Source organism: Vibrio sp. HA2012 (assembly GCF_002812955.1).
Classification (GTDB): domain Bacteria; phylum Pseudomonadota; class Gammaproteobacteria; order Enterobacterales; family Vibrionaceae; genus Vibrio.
On sequence record NZ_PFXK01000008.1, the window covers coordinates 50,872 to 66,305 of the forward strand.

Annotated in this window: 10 protein-coding genes; 5 read left to right on the forward strand and 5 right to left on the reverse strand. The window is 47.7% G+C overall.

The window, feature by feature from the left end; all coding sequences use genetic code 11:
• Positions 1 to 47 precede the first annotated feature (47 nt).
• The 3 genes from clpP to CSW98_RS14435 form a co-directional block, all read right to left on the reverse strand.
• A complete protein-coding gene (clpP, locus tag CSW98_RS14425; protein WP_100801180.1) occupies positions 48 to 674 on the reverse strand; it encodes an ATP-dependent Clp endopeptidase proteolytic subunit ClpP in 627 nt (208 codons plus the stop codon).
• Positions 675 to 778: 104 nt separating this feature from the next.
• A complete protein-coding gene (tig, locus tag CSW98_RS14430; RefSeq protein WP_100801181.1) occupies positions 779 to 2,083 on the reverse strand; it encodes a trigger factor in 1,305 nt (434 codons plus the stop codon).
• A 519-nt stretch (positions 2,084 to 2,602) separates the two neighbouring features.
• Positions 2,603 to 5,068 (reverse strand): cation:proton antiporter domain-containing protein, encoded by a 2,466-nt coding sequence (locus CSW98_RS14435; protein ID WP_100801182.1) that lies wholly within the window; start codon positions 5,066 to 5,068, stop codon positions 2,603 to 2,605.
• A gap of 263 nt (positions 5,069 to 5,331) precedes the next feature.
• On the opposite strand from CSW98_RS14435, the gene CSW98_RS14440 reads away from it, so the two are divergent.
• From CSW98_RS14440 to CSW98_RS14460, 5 genes are all read left to right on the forward strand, one after another.
• Positions 5,332 to 6,912: a tetrathionate reductase family octaheme c-type cytochrome gene (locus tag CSW98_RS14440; protein WP_100801183.1), complete on the forward strand. Its 1,581-nt coding sequence runs from the start codon at positions 5,332 to 5,334 to the stop codon at positions 6,910 to 6,912.
• Positions 6,913 to 6,924: 12 nt separating this feature from the next.
• Entirely contained in the window at positions 6,925 to 7,515 is a 591-nt protein-coding gene (locus CSW98_RS14445) for a cytochrome b/b6 domain-containing protein (RefSeq protein ID WP_198517345.1), read from the forward strand.
• Positions 7,516 to 7,686: 171 nt separating this feature from the next.
• Positions 7,687 to 8,112: an EF-hand domain-containing protein gene (locus CSW98_RS14450; protein WP_157810393.1), complete on the forward strand. Its 426-nt coding sequence runs from the start codon at positions 7,687 to 7,689 to the stop codon at positions 8,110 to 8,112.
• A 74-nt stretch (positions 8,113 to 8,186) separates the two neighbouring features.
• Positions 8,187 to 9,524, forward strand: a complete 1,338-nt coding sequence (locus CSW98_RS14455; RefSeq protein WP_100801186.1) for an efflux RND transporter periplasmic adaptor subunit — start codon at positions 8,187 to 8,189, stop codon at positions 9,522 to 9,524.
• On the forward strand, positions 9,524 to 12,619 hold the full coding sequence (locus CSW98_RS14460) for an efflux RND transporter permease subunit (protein WP_100801187.1): 3,096 nt from the start codon (positions 9,524 to 9,526) through the stop codon (positions 12,617 to 12,619). The genes CSW98_RS14455 and CSW98_RS14460 overlap by 1 nt, the downstream gene beginning before the upstream one ends.
• 22 nt (positions 12,620 to 12,641) lie before the next feature.
• Here CSW98_RS14460 and CSW98_RS14465 read toward each other — a convergent pair whose 3' ends face one another.
• Positions 12,642 to 14,246, reverse strand: coding sequence for a methyl-accepting chemotaxis protein (locus tag CSW98_RS14465; RefSeq protein ID WP_100801188.1), 1,605 nt, complete (start codon positions 14,244 to 14,246; stop codon positions 12,642 to 12,644).
• A gap of 119 nt (positions 14,247 to 14,365) precedes the next feature.
• The gene (locus CSW98_RS14470) at positions 14,366 to 15,388 is read right to left on the reverse strand and encodes an adenosine deaminase (protein WP_100801189.1); all 1,023 of its coding nucleotides are present in this window, start codon (positions 15,386 to 15,388) and stop codon (positions 14,366 to 14,368) included.
• Between the last annotated feature and the right edge of the window lie 46 nt (positions 15,389 to 15,434).

Here is a 15,434-nt window from a genome sequence, read left to right on the forward strand (position 1 = left end):
ATATGGTTTCAGTGTATATCAATTCTGACCAAATTGCTTCGGGGAATTTACTCGCCGCGGCGGGTCAGCACTGAGTCAACCAGTCCATATTCCACTGCCTGTGCACCGGACATAAAGTTATCACGATCTGTATCACGTTCAATAACTTCTAATGGCTGACCGGTATGTTCTGCAAGCAGTCGGTTTAGTTTTTCTTTAATTGTCAGAATTTCCTGAGCATGGATCTGAATATCCGATGCCTGTCCCTGGAAGCCACCCAGTGGCTGATGGATCATCACCCTTGAGTTCGGCAGCACATGACGCTTACCTTTTGCACCACCCGCCAGCAGGAAAGCCCCCATTGAGCATGCCTGTCCCATGCAAACCGTGCTGACATCAGGCTTGATGAACTGCATGGTGTCATAAATAGACATACCGGCAGTCACACTGCCTCCCGGAGAGTTGATATACAGGAAGATATCCTTGTCCGGATTTTCAGATTCAAGAAACAGTAACTGAGCAGCAACAATATTCGCCATCTGGTCTTCTACCTGACCAGTCAGAAAAATAATGCGTTCTTTCAGTAAACGTGAATAGATATCATATGAACGCTCGCCACGGGAAGTTTGTTCAACCACCATAGGTATCAGCGCATTCATAATTGGCGACATTGGGTCGTTGTTTTGGTAGCTCATTCTTATATCCCTAAAATAAATGGCCCGGATGAATATCTCATACGGACCATTGTTAGCAGAAAAGTTAAAACAATGTCAAATTTTCTGCATGGTTAAATTTGAGATTAAGCGGCTGGCTGCTGGTTCATCAGCTCGTTAAAGCTAACTTCTTTCTCAGAAACCTGAGCTTTGGCCAGAATCGCATCAATCGCCTGCTCTTCCAGAGCCACATTACGCATGTTCTGCATCATCTGCTCATTCTGCTCGTAGTAAGCAACAACTTCAGTTGGATCTTCATAAGCGGTCGCCATTTCGTTGATCAGTTCTTTCACTTTCTCATCGTCCGCTTTCAGCTCTTCAGCAGAGATCACTTCACCCAGCAACAGGCCGACCATCACACGACGCTTAGCCTGATCTTCGAACAGTTCACGAGGCAGCTGTGCCGCAGCTTCAGGATTACCGCCGAAACGCTGAGCAGCCTGCTGACGAAGCGCACCGATTTCCTGGTCAATAAGTGCAGCAGGAACATCGATTTCGTTTTCTTTAACCAGACCGTCAAGTGCCTGCTCTTTAATACGGGTCTTCACCGCTTGTTTCAGTTCACGTTCCATGTTCTTACGAACTTCAGCTTTCAGAGCGTCAATACCGCCTTCAGTTACACCAAACTTAGCAACGAATTCGTCAGTCAGTTCAGGCAGTTCACGGGCTTCAACTTTGATTACTTTGATCAAGAATTTAGCTGCTTTACCTTTCAGGTTTTCTGCATGATAATCTTCTGGGAAAGTCACATCGATTTCGAATTCCATACCCGCAGTTTTACCAGCGATGCCATCTTCAAAACCAGGGATCATGCGGCCAGCACCCATTTCCAGAGGGAAGCTTTCTGCTTTACCGCCTTCAAACTCTTCACCATCGATAGAACCGGTAAAGTCGATAGTCGCACGCTTACCATCTTCAGCCGCTTCATCCACAACAACCCATGCAGACTGCTGCTTACGCAGAGTTTCAATCATGTCATCCACATCTGCATCGTTCACTGCTGTCGCTGGTTTTTCTACAACAATATTCTCCAGACCTTTCAGTTCGATTTCCGGATAAACTTCAAATGTCGCGTTGAAAACCAGATCTTTGCCTGCTTCATTATTTACAGGTTCAAAAGTAGGTGCGCCAGCAGGATTAATTTTTTCTTTTACAATAGCTTCGATAAAGTGACGCTGCATCACTTCACCCAGCACATCCTGACGTACTGCTTTGCCGTACATCTGCGCAACCATTTTCATAGGCACTTTGCCTTTGCGGAAACCATCAAAACGACGGTTTTTTGCGATGTTGCGAAGTTCAGCTGTCACCGCATCTTCAATGTTAGAAGCAGGAACAGTAATAATAAGACGGCGTTCTAGGCCTTCTAGAGTTTCAACAGTAGCTTGCATTATTTATAAACCTCAAAACTGTCTCAGTGGTTACCGAGAGCATGAGCCACATCCACTATGTGGCCACATTTTTGTATTACGCCCTCAGGCGCCGTTTCAAATCGAGTATCGGTATATGGCACGATGCTCACACCGAACTAATCAGCGATATCCTGACCCTTCGCTAAAAGGGAAAAGGTGTCTCTCATTAGCCTCAGGACAAAATTAGACGCGCCATTTTAGCGGCATGCCTATTGGCTGTCGAGTCATAGCCTGAATTCTCTCCGGAAGTTGACGAAAAACAACAGAAATTTGTCGGATAAATCAACTTCTGTATCAGATAAATCAACTTCTGTATCAGATAAATCAACTTCTGTAGCAGATAAATCAACTTCGGTGAAGAAATGGGGACAATACAGTGAATTTCAAGGCAAAGACGCGTTTTTTTTCTTTAATCGGTGAAAAGGAGATCTTTCTCTTATTTTTCACTCTCACTCCCGAGTAAGAAAAAAGACTTATTCTGTGAATAATGTAGTCCGGTTACTGCTGATGAACTTCTTTGTTCAGTTGTTCAGCCAATACCTCGCCCAGATGTTTATCCTTGGATGCAATCATCTTTAATTGAGTCAGATCCAGCCAGATCAACTCCGTCGGAGTAATTGCTTTAGCACTGGTACGATAGCTGTCTGTCAGAAAAGCACTGCAACCGATAATCGTCCCTGGTTCAGCTAGCGCTTCATCATAAGAGCTGATCACGCCGACTTTGCCATGCAAAATAACAGCAATAGCATGCGCATGCTGGTGCTGCCTGTATATCAGTTCACCTTCATGAAAGATCTGTCTGCGGGCAATTTGCCCGAGAGCCATCAGTGTCTTGCCCTTAATATCCGTCGCCCAGTGCATTGTCCTTAGTTGCCGGGTCATCTCTCTGGCACTCATCTGATGAGCGTGTCGCTTCAGATGAGCAAGTTTATACTCCACTCCCTGTACCATTTTCTGCGCTTCACTCTCATCCAGAACCCCCTCTTCTATCAGTTCCCGGATATGAGCACGCTCCAGATTCAGCATCAGCCGGTGAGCGGAATGCGTTTCCAGACTGTATGATAAATCTGGAAAATATTCTCGCAACGCTTCAATGTGTGCCCGGGTTTGTGCCTTATTGGTTGCAATATCAAGCAGTGCCGCTTGTGTTTCCTGATCACCCGGTGACAGATCCGGAATATGATGAGCAACCACCTCCTGCGCCTGAATAAAACCGCTGGCAGTATCATAGCTGAGTGCCAGCCGTTCAAATGAAAAATTCACCACGATCTGGTTGATAAACGGAATATGGTTGAAAAATTTAATATAAGCAGGCGTTTTCCAGAAAGCGAACAGACTGTTACGCGGTGCCAGCTCAGGTTCTCCGTCAAGTGCAATTTCTACCGCATTGACCAGTTGCGCAGTGGCTTGTCCAGTCAATGCACCCTGCCGGAACTGAGCCCAGTAAAATTGTCTTTCTGTTTCCAGCAGACGGCGGTAAAAAGCAGTTCGGAGTTCCGACTGGCTGATCTCTCCACCAACAAGCTGACTTTCAGCCGATTCCGGAACGTCAGTCAGAGGTTTACTCAGAGCGACCCAGTTGGCTCTGTGCAAAAAATCGTTATTCTTCAGTTGCAGTAAATCCCTGAGCAGACGCTGTCTGATGCTGTATTTTGCTTTATCCAGACTGGCCTGTTTAGCCGGAGGCAGTTTATCCAGCCCTAATTTCTCCAGCACCCGGGTCATTGATGTTGAATTGATAATGATCGTCAACACGACAATCCCCGCGGTTAAGAACAGGATCTGATCACCCAGTTCCTTTTCTATCAGACTGTCTTGCGTGATAATCAATGCCAGCGCCAGTGAAACAGCCCCACGCAGTCCGCCCCATACCAGTACCACCGCTTTTTCTTTGGTGATCCCAACCCCAATACGTTTTAACAACGGCATAAAAACCAGTACCGCCAGTGCCCGTATAAACTGAATTCCCAGATACAACACTGCCAGAGAACGCCACCAGTCCGCCATATCCAGACGGATCCGGGTAGCAATAATAATCCCGACCAGCACGAAGATCAGCGTATTGGCAATATGCGCCATCATCTGCCAGAAATGATGCAGAAAGTCCGCCACCTCCGGAGAGATACGTGTGCGGCCAAACCCAGCCATAATCAGCCCCAGTGCAACCACGGCCACCACACCCGATACATGAAAAACATTTTCGGCTATATAATAAGCAATATATGCAGCGATGACCGTCAGGGTGATCTCCACCAGCGGCTGATTAAACAACCGGCTGCACCAGAACAAAACCACACTGCCAACCAGCATTCCGATACCCAATCCCAGCAGTACCACAAACAGAAAGTGGCCGCTGATACTGAGTATTCCGCTGTCCAGCTGCCCCGTCATAGTTAACATGCTGTAGAACAGGGTAAACAAAACAATGGCCGTACCATCATTAAGCAGAGATTCCCCTTCAATCAGGGTTTCCAGCCGTTTGCGGGAACTGACTTCTTTCAGCAGGGAAACAACCGCAACCGGATCCGTTGCGCTGATCAAAGCGCCGAACAGAAAACAGACCGTCCATGACCAGTTCCATGGAAACAGGTAATGCGCCAGCACAGCCGTCAAGGCAGACGTGAACAGTAAACCGGGAACGGCCAGGATAGCTATCTGGCTGAACATACGCTTAAATAGGTGCGTTTCCATACCAAAGGCTGACTCAAAAATAAGGGTGGGCAGGAACAGCAATAAGATCAGATGGGGATCAACATCAGTCAGGATAACCATCGTCTGACTGACTTCCGGATAATGTACCTGTATATAACCAGTCCGGGTAAGCAAACCGATAAACAAACCGCTGACCAACAGAATCACACTGTACGGTGAGGTCAGTATCTTAGGCAGGGATTTGACCAGCGCCCCGAGCAGCAGTGAAAGAACGACAAAAATCAGGATCAGTATTCCACTGTTTGTCTCCATTCACGACTCCTTACCCGGTAAACCGCTTTTCTTTTAGTGTAGCTTAAGATAACTGAAACAGACCCCGGGTAAGAGTCAGCTCTCGTTGATCTTATAAAGTGAAAAATGCTGCATAGCCTGCAAGTTTGATAAATACCATCAAGCCAAATTGATCAAGAGCAATATTTGTTTAATTCCCTTAGAAAAAGCATGGTTTATAAACTAGCATATTAGCATCGACTAATGCTAACTGCTTATATAACCACAACAAAAGAGATGCTGACATGATGAAAACCTTACTCAGCTCGATCACTTTAGTTATGCTGGTCGCCCAGCCAGCACTGGCTCTGACAGCAAATAACAATGGCTCCACCGCGGATCACAGTAAATTCGAACAACTTCAGGGACCTTTTGCATCAGGACCGGATGTCACCAAAGCCTGTCTTGAATGTCATACTGAAGCCGCCCATGAAATCCACGATACGCTGCACTGGACCTGGTCTTTCGATCAGGGATTCAATAACCAGACGCTGGGTAAAATAACCACACACAATAACTTCTGCATCTCAATTGCTTCAAATGAGCCACGCTGTACCAGTTGTCATGTCGGCTATGGGATGACAGACAGTCAGACCTTTGATTTCAGCTCGGAAGAGAATGTGGACTGTCTGGTCTGCCATGATACATCCGGAGCTTACAGTAAATTCCCGACTGATGCCGGTCATCCGAACTATGTCGCGAAAGAATGGCCGAAAGGTTCAGGAAAAATGCGTCCTCCGGTCGATCTGGTCAAGTCAGCCCAAAGCGTCGGAACGCCTGACCGCGATAACTGCGGCTCCTGTCACTTCTACGGTGGCGGTGGCGATGGAGTGAAACACGGAGATCTGGATTCCAGCCTGAAAAATCCGGCTCATAGCCTGGATGTGCACATGTCAAAAGACGGAGCCGACTTCCAGTGCCAGGACTGCCATACCACCAGTGCTCACCAGACTGCCGGTTCCCGCTATGTCATGAATGCCAAAGATACCGATGGTATTGATGTCCCCGGACACGGTGATCAGACCCGGGCCAGTTGCGAATCCTGCCATAGTAGCGAACCTCACGAAGACGGTCCGATGGCTGCCCGCCTGAATCATCATGCCACAACGCTGGCCTGCTCAACCTGTCACGTCCCGGAATATGCAAGGGAAAGAAAGACGAAAACGAAATGGGACTGGTCAACCGCCGGTGATACATCCAGAAAAGTCACCTTTGATGATGAAGGTTATATGACATTCACACCACAGAAAGGGGATTTTACCTGGGAACGGAATGTCATTCCGGATTATGACTGCTTCAATGGCGATATCGACTACACCACTGTCGGAGAAAAAATCACCCCAGACGCCGATGGTGTGATTCGTCTGACTAAACTACAGGGTAACTGTGGTGACAAAGACAGTCGTATCTGGCCATTTAAAATCATGCACAGTGTCAGCCCGTATGATCCGAATGAACAGGTACTGATTACCCCTCACCTGTTTGGTAAAGATAAAACCTCACTATGGGGCAATTACGACTGGGATAAATCCATTAAAACAGGAATGGCCGTCAGCGGACTAGACTACAGCGGAGAAGTCTCCTTTGTGAAAAGCGAATATCACTTCCCTATCGTTCATATGGTGGCACCAAAAGAAGACGTTCTGCAGTGTCAAGAATGTCACTCGGCTGATGGCCGACTGAAAAAACTGTCTGGATTCTATATTGCCGGACAGACTAAGCAGCCTTTACTGGATACCATCGGCTGGATTGCTGTTCTGCTAACCGCCATCGGTGTCTTAGGCCATGCGCTTGTTCGTATCATCATGAGTTCAAAAAGACAATAAGGAGACATCAGCATGAAACAGATGGTATTTAAACGCTTCGAGCGTTTCTGGCACTGGTCGCAGGCTCTGCTTATTATCCTGATGATGCTTACCGGGTTTGAAATCCACGGCGTCTATACACTGTTCGGTTTCTATACTGCCGTGCTGTACCATGAATATCTGGCTTATACCCTGATGACACTATGGGTATTCGCTATTTTCTGGCATTTCACTACAGGAGAATGGAAACAGTATATCCCGACATTTCAACAATTTCCTGAGGTACTGAGGTATTACGCTTTCGGTATCTTCAGAGGAGAAAAACACCCATATAAAGCAACACCGGAGCGGAAGCATAATCCGCTACAGCGCTTTGCCTATCTGGGATTCCATCTTGTGATGGGACCACTAGTATGGGTAACCGGTCTGCTGAAACTCTTATACAGTGACTGGGAAGCATTGGGACTGGGCTGGCTGGAGTTAAGCTGGGTAGCATACTTCCATCTGGTCGGAGCCTATCTGCTGGTGGTCTTTCTTATCGCCCATGTTTACATGGCAACAACAGGCGCAACTCCGCTTGCATATATTAAGGCCATGATTACCGGTTACGATGAACATAACTGATTTCTCATGTACCGAATAACCTTAAAATGCTCCTGATCTTCTGCCCCGATACGTCGGGGTATTTTTTATACGCTTGACATATATTAGGCTTTACTTAAGTTTACATTATTGCATTATCTATATACAGGATCCGGGTCTATGCTTATAGAGAAGCAAAAAGGAGAGCCTTCTATGAACATCAAGCTAGTGACTACGGTTGCACTGCTAACCCTGAGTATCGCTTCCATGCCATCTATTGCTGCGAAAGGACAGGGAAACAACGGTTCCGGCAACAGTGCCAATACCACAGAATCTCCCGGAAACAGCGCATTCGGCAAGACCCGCGGAAAGGCTGGCGGTAAAAATCGTCAGGTTAATCAGAATGCACAGGCTCCACAATTTAAAACTATTGATACCGATGGTGACGGTATGATCACAGAGGAAGAATTTACAACATTTCGTCAGAGCAGGATCACTGAGCGTGAAGAGGAACAACGTATGCTCAGAAACAGTATCCAGGCCAGAAATTTTTCTGATCTGGACAGTGATGGCGATGGTCTGATCAGTCTTACCGAATTTCAGGAGCATCAGACAAACAGCCGGGCAAATCGCCAGTAACCGCCTACAATAAGAATATAACCCTATTAAGCCCATGATATACATGGGCTTATTCCTGAATAAGAGAACAAAAAATGGCCACATTCAGTTGGAAGCAAAGACTTATGTTTATCCCGCCACTCCTGCTGGGAGGGATACTGATTGTACTGGCACCGGCCATGAAAGCAGAACCTCCCAAAACCGACCCCAAACTTAATAAAAAAGTTGTCCGGGTACTCAAAATGATCCCCCGAAATATTCAGCCAACCGTTATCGGCTATGGGCATACGGCACCGGAACACGAGTGGGAGGCTCAGTCAGAACTCTCCGGCAGTGTGATATGGGTTTCGGACAAACTGAAAAGCGGTGCTCTCGTAAAACAGAATGAACCACTGCTGAAACTGGATCCCTCCTCTTACGAATTAACCATCGCCGAACTGGAGGCAGAGCTGGAAGTGGCTCGTCTGAAAGACAAAACCATCAATGCTTCGCTGGCTATTGCCGAGCAGGATTATCAGTTACAAAAAGCTGAAGCAGGACGAATTGCGCGCCTGAGCACTACCGGACATGTATCCGGAACGGAAAAAGACAAAGCGTTACGGGATCAGTTGAACAGTGAGCAGCAAAGACAAACCCTGACTAATAATCTGGCTATCAATAAAGCAGAGCAACGGGTACTGATCAGCAGACTTAATCTGGCCCGGCGGGATCTTGAACTGACGACTATCCGGGCACCTTTCGATTGCCGTATTACCGAAACCCGCACCGGACTAGCAGATTACGTCAGCAAAGGCACGTCACTCCTGCTGGCAGACAACATCGATTCTGTAGAAATCAGCGCCCAGTTCCCGATAGGAAAGATGCGCCCGCTGCATCGGGCAACAGAAAATACGACTACAGACGATCTGGCACACAGCAATCTTGAAGCGCTGGTCGATCTGAAAGCCGGGGACAACACCATCCGCTGGCAGGGAAAAGTAAACCGCTCAGGAGGTCGCCTCGATGCTCAGACGCAAAGCCAGACCATCATTGTCACCGTAGAAAAGCCTTATGAACAGGCAGTTCCCGGGCATCGGCCTCCGCTTGTCCGTGATACGTTTGTTCAGGTTACGCTCAGAGCTCCGGCACTGAAAAAACAAATGCTGGTTCCGGTGAATGCCTTACATAACGATCAGGTTTATCTGGTCAGTAACGACGGCCGGTTAGAAAAACGGCCGGTTACCGTTGACTTTATTCAGGGACAAATTGCCGTGATCCGTTCCGGACTGGCCTCCGGTGATATTGTGATACTCAGCCAACTAGCTTCTGCAGTAGAAGGCATGGAACTGAAACCTCAGCCGGATAAAAAAATCGCCCAATGGTTAAATGAAGTGACCGGCTACACGGCTCCAGCCTCTGGCAAATCAGGTGCAGATAAACAGGGAGACAGGTAATGCTCAACCTTTTTATTCACCACAAGACCGGTGCCAATGTGCTGATGATTGCCATCCTGCTGCTGGGGCTGTTCGCACTGCCAAAACTACAGAAAGATACTTTCCCGGTAACCCCAACCAGAGACATCGAAATTAAAGTAACCTATCCGGGGGCATCACCAGAGGAAGTGGCCGAGGAGATCTGTTCTGTACTTGAAGATGCACTGGATCAGTTAAACGGCATCGATGAATTCAGTTGCGATGCCCGAGAGAACATGGCCATAGGCAACGCAATAATAAGCTCTGATGGTAATATCGATCAGTTGACGGCTGATATCCAGCAACAGGTCAATGCCATCAGCGACTTTCCGGAAAAAGTAGAGCAGGTCAGTGTCACTAAACTGGATCGTATCGCCAGCGTCGCGAGTGTAGCGATTACCGGTGCCATGTCTCCGGACGATCTCTACCGCTATGCCAGACAAGTAAAACAACGTCTGAAAAGCCACCCGTTAATCGCTCAGGTCACTATCGGCGGATTCTCCGATCAGGAACTGGAAATCAAAATATCCGACCGGACATTAAAACAATATGGCCTGAGTATTTCAGATCTTACCCGTTTGATTGAGCAGCAAAGTGTCAGCCAGCCTGCCGGCATTCTTACCAGTGAACTGGAACAGCTCAGCGTACGTTTTGATCATTTGGGCAACAATGCACAGGAACTGCGCAATATCGTGGTAAAAACCAGTGAACAGGGCTCCCGGCTGACGCTTGGCGATATCGCCCGGGTTGAGCAGAGATTCACTCAGGACGAAGATGCCATTCTGTTCAATGGTGAGAGAGCCGCCCTGCTGCAAATATCCAAAAACTATTTTCAGGACTCTCTCCGGGTTCGGGAGGCCATTCAGCAACTGGTAGAGAAAGAACGCAGAATGGCACCACAAGGGGTCTCTTTGCATATTTCTCAGGATGTGAGTGTGAACATCAGAGAACGATTACGTATTCTGACCAGTAACGGCGTACAAGGGCTGATTCTGGCTTTTCTTGTGATGTGGGCTTTCTTTAATCTCCGTTTCAGCTTCTGGGTAGCAATGGGGTTACCTGTCTCTTTTCTCGGTTCAGTTTTCACCATGTACATGCTGGGCTACACCATCAATATGATGACCATGGTAGGAATGATTGTTGCGATCGGTCTGCTGATGGATGATTCCCTGATTATCGCCGAAAATATTGCGGCCAAAAAACAGGCCGGACTCAATGCTGCGGAAGCCGCTATTCAGGGTGTAAAACAAGTTGTTCCGGGCGTTATCGCTTCCTTTGCGACAACCATGATGGTCGTTGGACCGCTAATGTTCCTGAGCGGAAAAATGGGTGAGGTACTGCGCTATATACCAATTATTCTGCTGATCACCCTGCTTGTCAGCCTGTTTGAAGCCTTTTTGATTCTGCCTTCACACCTGAGCCACAGCCATCTGAATACAGCGCCAAATCCACTCAGGGTTCGCTTTATACTCGGGTTCGAAGCCATACGGGATCGCGTCTTTGTTCCCTTATCAATACGAGCCATTAAGGTACCTTATCTTTCTCTGGGACTGCTGCTGATGCTGGTGATGGCTGTCACTGCAACACTCCCAGCCGGGATGCTGAAATTCAAAGCTATGCCGGCTCTGGAAAGCGATACGCTACAAGCCAGGATCCTGCTTCCTCAGGGAACTCTGCTGCCACGAACTGAAGAAGTCGTAGCGAAAGTGACTGCCGCTCTGAACGAAATCAATACCGATTATAGCGTTCAGTTCCCAGACTCTGAACCTCTTATCCTCAGCCAGACCATTCTGTACAACACCAATATTGATGCTAAGGAGTCCGGTCCGCATATGGCCACCATCAGTGCCGACCTGCTACCCGCACAATTTCGCCGGATCAGCATAAAAAAACTGGTTCAGGAGTGGAAAAAGAAAACCGGTCCGGTTGCAGACGTCACCATGCTTAAATTCACAGATAAAGAAAGAGGCCTTGCCGGCAATGGTATCGATATCCGCATTCAGGGAACCGATATGGAAACGCTGAAAAACGTCAGCCGCTCCCTCCAGAAGTGGCTGAAAAGCTTTGACGGCTTGTTTAACCTGACCGATGACTTACGTTACGGACGCTCGGAAATTTACGTCAAACTGCGGGATGAAGCCGGGGTTATGGGGATCACTGCTGCTCAGGTCGCTCAGACCCTGAGAAATGCCGTCAAAGGCAGCACAGATCTGACGGTGTTTCAGAACGGTGAAGCCATAGATATCAGCGTAAGGCTGGATGAGTTCACCCATAAGGCCAGTCTGCCGGGATTACAGGATCTGGCCGTTACTGCTGCCAATGGCCGGCTGATCCCCCTATCAACTGTCGCAGACTTCGGGCAGAAGCGGACATTTTCCCGTATTAACAGGATAAACGGCCTGAATACGGTCACGGTACAAGGCAATATCAATACTGAAATAGCCAATGCCCGTGACATTATGCAGCAGTTTTACCAAGAATTCGTCCCTGAAAGCCGGCAACGCTTCCCCGATGTCAGTTTCGTCTCTCAGGGACAGGATAAAGAAAGTGCGGATACCGGTTCATCACTGCTGACATTCTTTATGCTGGGTGTTATCGGTATCTACCTGATCCTGACATTTCTGTTTCAGAGCTATAGCCAGCCTATTGCGGTTCTGCTGGCCATCCCTATGGCCTGGATCGGCGTCGTTCTCGGACATCTCGGTCTTGGCCTTGACCTGACAATTCCAAGTTTGGTTGGCTTTGCCACCCTGGCCGGGATCGTGGTAAACGATAATATTCTGCTGGTGCACTTTATCAAAGAAAATATCAGCAAAGGGAGCCGTCTGCCCGAAGCCTGCTCCTCTGCCGTCCGGGACAGATTCAGGGCGATATTTATAACCTCACTGACGACCTTTGCCGGGCTACTGCCATTGCTGACCGAAACCAGCACGCAGGCACAATTTTTAATCCCGCTGATTGCCAGCATTGCCTTTGGCCTGATATCGGCAACATTGCTGGCTTCCATCGTCGTACCTTGCATACTGATGATCTTAGACGACTTAGGGACACACAAATTGACTAAAGATACCGCGTAAGTACTACACGGTATCTTTTACGTTATTTCTTTATTCCCAAATCGAAATCGCTCAGCAGCCCCTGCAGATGACGCGCATTATCATTAATGGTTACAGCCCGGAGTTGCAGCCGGTTTGCATCCTGTTCCGTCATGTTTGCCTGCTCGCTGATGCTCTCTATGTTACGGCTCATATCGACGGCAACCTGGCTCTGTTCTTCTGCAGCCGTAGCAATCTGTATGCTCATATCATTAATCATGTCCATATCACCGGCAATCTCAGCAAAAATTGCTTTCGATGAAGCCACCTTTTTCAGCGCTTCCTGTGCATCGTCATTATTCGCCTCAACCGTAGACGCCGAGCGCTGAATACTCGATGACAACGTATCCAGCATGGTACGGATTTCCTGTGTTGCCCCCTGCGTTCTCTGAGCAAGATGCCGCACCTCATCAGCAACCACTGCGAATCCTCTGCCCTGCTCGCCCGCCCGGGCCGCTTCAATAGCAGCGTTCAGTGCCAGCAGATTGGTCTGATCCGCAATTTCACTGATCACATTGGTTATCTGGCTGATTTGTTCACTGTCAGCGGAAAGAGTATTGATCTGTTGCGTGGTTTTTTTCAGTTCCTGCGAAAAAGCTTCCATAGAAAGTAATGCGTTAGTAACTACGCTATCCCCTTCCTGCACCGTGTTGTGTGCTTCTGCTGTTTTATCCGAAGAGTTCTGTGCATTGCCGGAAACTTCCTTAACCGTGGCGCTCATCTCATTCATTGCGGTGGCAATCTGTTCGGTATGGCTTGCCTGCGTCTGCATATTGCTCAGCATAGAATGGCTGGTTGCAGACAGTTCCTCAGCTGAGGCGATCAGAGCCTGACAAGATTGGGTTACCTGACCCAAAATAGTCTTATTACGCGCCTGAACCAGCTTAACACCAGCCAGACAACGACCGGCTTCATCCATCCGCTCCAGCTCGATATGCTGGCTATAATCACCACTGGAAAGTTCCCGCAGCATCTTACGTACCTGAACCAGAGGCTTAAGCACACCACTGTTGGTTCGCCACCACAGAAACAAAGTCATTAATGCCGGGATCACCAAAACAGCACTTAACAGCCATGAATACTGCATACTCATGGCTCCGGCGACCAGCAATGCCAGCAGACTGATCACTGAGGTCGCTGCGGTGACTTGTCGATGAGTAATACGTTTTATCAGACTGAGTTTCGGTAACGCCATACTGCTGTTGCTGCGCATCTTCGCATACAAACCATCGGCAGCGGCTACCTGTTCACGGGAAGGTTCAGAACGAACCGACTGGTATCCGATCACCTTACCATGCTGCATAACAGGAGTAACAAAAGCATCCACCCAGTAATGATCACCGTTTTTACAACGGTTCTTCACCATTCCCCGCCATGGTTCACCGGAGCGTACCGTTTTCCATAAATCAGCAAATGCTGCCGGTGGCATGTCTGGATGCCGGACAATGTTATGATCTTTACCGATCAGATCTGCTTCCGTAAACCCACTGATAGCCAGAAAAGCATCATTGATATATTTAATTTTGCCATCCAGATCCGTAACAGAAACCAGATCTTCTGTCGTCAGAAAACGTACTTCTTTCTGCGTTACCGGCTGATTGTTTCTCATGACTTATTTACCTACTACTCAATAGTAAAACCAATAGTTCAACATCCAAATACTGACAATACCTTGTACTTTCTTTAGTAGTAATAAAGATGCCAGTACCCTAACCCTAAAGAGGATATTTAAACTGTAATTTCATAAGGATAATGAAAAACGTAATCCGTCACCTGTTCGCGCATGCGGGCCTTTTCGTCATCAGAAACAAAACTGGCCTCAATAGCGTTATAAGTAAACTGAGCGGCTTCTTCATCGGTCATCGGATGAGCTTCTGCCACAGCCAGAAAATTAGCATTCATATACCCGCCAAAATAAGCCGGGTCGTCCGAATTGATCGTCACACACAAACCTTTTCTCAGCAGATCCACAATATTGTGCTGAGACATCTCTGAAAATACTTTAAGTTTGATGTTAGACAACGGACATACCGTCAGTGGCATCCGGTTTTTAATCAGTTGCTGCACCAGTTTACGATCTTCCGTACAGCGTACACCATGGTCAACCCGACTGACACCCAGCATCGATTCCGCATCAATGATATTCTGTGCCGGGCCTTCTTCTCCTGCATGAGCTACCGTCTTAAACCCCTCTTCCAGCGCTTTTTTGAATACCCGCGCAAATTTTTCCGGTGGATTTCCCTGTTCAGAAGAATCAAGACCGACTCCGACGATCTTATCTTTGTGCAGCAGTGCCTGCTCCAGCGTTCTGAATGCCGAATCTTCATCCAGATGACGCAAAAAACACATAATGATCTGGCTGGTGATGCCCAACTCTTTCTGACCCTGCTGCAGTGCCCGGTCAATACCGTTAATTACGGTATCAAAACTGATATCACGCTCGGTATGGGTCTGTGGGTCGAAAAATATTTCTGTATGAATCACATTATCAGCTTTACAGCGCAGCAGATAAGCCCAGGTTAAATCATAAAAATCCTGCTCGGTGATCAGGACATTCGCTCCCTGATAATAAATATCCAGAAACGATTGCAGATTCTCAAACTGATAAGCTTCCCGTACCTGTTCCGGGGTATCAAAAGGGATCTCAATCTGATTTCGTTTTGCCAGCTCAAACATCAGTTCCGGCTCCAGAGAACCTTCGATGTGCAGGTGCAATTCCACCTTCGGCAAATTTTGAATAAATGCTTGCATAAACCACATTTCCTTTTGAATTATTTTCTTTAGTATATAGCGAACA

What these genes read in the sequence shown, in the direction of transcription:
- CSW98_RS14455 (WP_100801186.1), top strand. Translation starts at nt 8,187, where the DNA reads ATGGCCACATTCAGTTGGAAGCAAAGACTTATGTTTATCCCGCCACTC.
- CSW98_RS14440 (WP_100801183.1), top strand. Translation starts at nt 5,332, where the DNA reads ATGATGAAAACCTTACTCAGCTCGATCACTTTAGTTATGCTGGTCGCC.
- CSW98_RS14465 (WP_100801188.1), bottom strand. Translation starts at nt 14,246, where the DNA reads ATGAGAAACAATCAGCCGGTAACGCAGAAAGAAGTACGTTTTCTGACG.
- CSW98_RS14445 (WP_198517345.1), top strand. Translation starts at nt 6,925, where the DNA reads ATGAAACAGATGGTATTTAAACGCTTCGAGCGTTTCTGGCACTGGTCG.
- CSW98_RS14460 (WP_100801187.1), top strand. Translation starts at nt 9,524, where the DNA reads ATGCTCAACCTTTTTATTCACCACAAGACCGGTGCCAATGTGCTGATG.
- CSW98_RS14450 (WP_157810393.1), top strand. Translation starts at nt 7,687, where the DNA reads ATGAACATCAAGCTAGTGACTACGGTTGCACTGCTAACCCTGAGTATC.
- clpP (WP_100801180.1), bottom strand. Translation starts at nt 674, where the DNA reads ATGAGCTACCAAAACAACGACCCAATGTCGCCAATTATGAATGCGCTG.
- CSW98_RS14470 (WP_100801189.1), bottom strand. Translation starts at nt 15,388, where the DNA reads ATGCAAGCATTTATTCAAAATTTGCCGAAGGTGGAATTGCACCTGCAC.
- tig (WP_100801181.1), bottom strand. Translation starts at nt 2,083, where the DNA reads ATGCAAGCTACTGTTGAAACTCTAGAAGGCCTAGAACGCCGTCTTATT.
- CSW98_RS14435 (WP_100801182.1), bottom strand. Translation starts at nt 5,068, where the DNA reads ATGGAGACAAACAGTGGAATACTGATCCTGATTTTTGTCGTTCTTTCA.